This is a genomic window from Pontibacter sp. HJ8 (assembly GCF_054824225.1).
The window spans coordinates 1-2,466 of record NZ_JSYF01000579.1 but is presented as its reverse complement, the minus strand read 5'-3'; the positions used below and the strand labels follow the sequence as shown (position 1 = coordinate 2,466).

At 54.9% G+C, this 2,466-nt stretch carries 2 protein-coding genes; both read right to left on the bottom strand.

From position 1 onward, the window contains the following. Positions 1 to 28: 28 nt before the first annotated feature. Positions 29 to 961, bottom strand: a complete 933-nt coding sequence (locus OB13_RS19570) for a DUF4249 family protein (RefSeq protein ID WP_461491870.1) — start codon at positions 959 to 961, stop codon at positions 29 to 31. Between the two features lie 4 nt (positions 962 to 965). Then, positions 966 to 2,466: TonB-dependent receptor plug domain-containing protein (locus tag OB13_RS19565; RefSeq protein WP_461491869.1), on the bottom strand; the 1,501-nt coding region annotated here is incomplete at its 5' end.

The window sequence follows — 2,466 nt, the reverse complement described above, 5'->3', positions numbered from 1 at the left end:
TATCCACTTCAATTCCTGATTCTGTCGATTACTTGACTATGATCCGGTGGTAGGTCACCGCATAGCCGCCCCATATACCTATCCCGCCGTTAATATTGGAGCGGGTGGTGTTGGGAGAGCCAATGGGGCTGCCGTTGTTGTTTCGCTCATTTTCCAGGGTATACCAGAAACGGTAGTGGGCCAGGTCGATGGCGGCCCACCGCACCACGATCGTGTCTCCTTTTCCGAAATAACTGTAAATATCCAGGACCGGATCCTTTCCCCTGGGCTCCCCACGATCAAGGGGGTAACCCAGCGCCTGTGCTCCGTTGATCAGCTCGTCTGTGAAAACAGATGAAAAATACCCGGGATAAAAGGGTTCGCTGTTTCGTTTGGTGAAATAACGCACACTGTTTCCCAATGTATCGGGATCGCGGTAGCGGTAGTAGAGCGTGCGCAGGCTGTCTTTATCCGGATCGGGGTGTGGCTCCAGCCAGAGGGAATCGATCGGGTTGAGCTGCGGGATGGTCGTAGCGGAAGTGAGCACGCGGCCTTCGTGACTGATGCGCAACTGGTAGCTTTTCCCGACTTCGCCTGCCAGTTCATCCGAGGTATAGACATAGAAAAGAATACGGCCTCCCAGGTTCAGTTGCTGTTCCGGAATCCCGTACTGCTCTGACACCAAACGCCTCAGCTCCGGGGAAAAGCTAACGGAAGGCTGCTCTTTCAAGGTATAGCTTTTGCCGGAAGTCGTTACGATCACCTGCGCATCATGCACAAAGCTGTTGGCTATATCTTCTGCAGCAAAGCCGTCGAAAACAGGTAAACTTCGGGTGAGCACGACAACGGGCGGTGCGCCCTGCTCTATATGGCCTTCCACGACAAGCTGTTCCTGCCCCTCCGGGATCTCCAGGGTCAGGTCCTCCTCGCAGGCAACCAGAAGCAGAAACAGGAGCAGGTATAGGCAGTATCTTCCTAGCATATAGTTACCATTTAAAATTCCAGGTGACAGCGGGCAGCGGGAACGGGATAAGCGATATTTTCTTGGCCTGTACCTTGGTTTCGCTGCTGTAGGGCGGGCCTTCGTTGTCGATGAAGTACAGGAAGGGGTTCCGGCGACCATACACATTGTAAATAGCAAAGGTCCAGCTTGACTGCAGCCTGCGCCGCGCTTTTCCTTCCAGCGTAGCCGACAAATCCAGCCGGTGGAAAGGCTGCATCCGGAAACTGTTCCGGTCACCGTATTGGTATTGGATGTTGCCTTCTATGCTATACCTTCTTTCCGGCATGGTCGTGGCCTGACCGGTGCCATACACGAAACTACCGCCAAAGATCCAGCGCGGGCTACACTTGTAGGTAGCAACCAGGGAAGCATCGTGGCGCCTGTCGAAGCGGGCAGGGAAGGAGCGCCCCTGGTTCAGATCCAGAAAAATGCGGTCCGTATAGGAAAGGGTGTAGCCCAGCCAGCCCTGCAGGTTTCCGTAGTTCTTCCGCAGGAAAAGCTCCACCCCGTACGATTCGCCGCTTCCTTTTACAAACTCATATTCCATGTTCCGGTTAGAAGGGCCGGGCGCATACCCTTCCCTGAACTCGAGTTGGTTCTCCATCTCCTTGTAATATACTTCCGCCGAAGCTTCATACATGTTATCCTGCAGACTTCGGAAATAGCCCAGGGCATACTGGGTGGCCCGCTGCGGCTCCACGATGGCCGAACTGGGTACCCATACGTCCAGCGGCAGCGTGGTATAGGCATTGGACACCAGGTGCAGGTACTGGGCCGATCGGGTATAGCTGGCTTTTACCGAAGTCACCGCACCCAAGGTATAGCGGAGGGCCAGCCGCGGCTCCAGCGCCTGAAACGTTCTCACGCGGTCACCTGCACCATACCGAACAGAATCCAGCACATGTTCATTTTCGTCAAAGGTATAGTAGGTAAAGGGACCTACCTGGGCAAAATAACTCCCCCGTATACCCAGGCTCAGCAACAGGCGGTCAGTTACGTTCCAGTTATCAGACAGGTATGCGGCTACCTGGTGGGCCGTTTTGGCCAGCAGGCGATCTGTGGAGAAGGATTCCCCTTCGTCCGTTTGGGCACTGCCGGTGCGGGGGCGCAGGGTATGGCGGGTATAGTGAAGGCCGTATTCCAATTGATGCCGCACCGAGGGCGTGTACACAAAATCAGCTTTGAGCGAATAATCCCACACCCCCGTCTCGACCAGGGTACTGATGCCGCCAAAGTCCCAGGTAAAGTCAAAGGCATAGTTACTGAGCACCGCCGCTACATCCACAAAGTGTTTGTCGGTGAAGAGGTGGTTCCAGCGGGCGGTGGCAGCCGCATTGCCCCACTGAAAATCAGCTACAAAACGTCCGGAGGAGAGTTTGAGCGAGCCGACATCCTTGCCATAGTAGCCGCTCAGGTATAGCCGGTCTTTGGGCGACAAGGTATAGGAAAGCTTTCCGTTGAAATCGTAAAAGTAATACGGCACG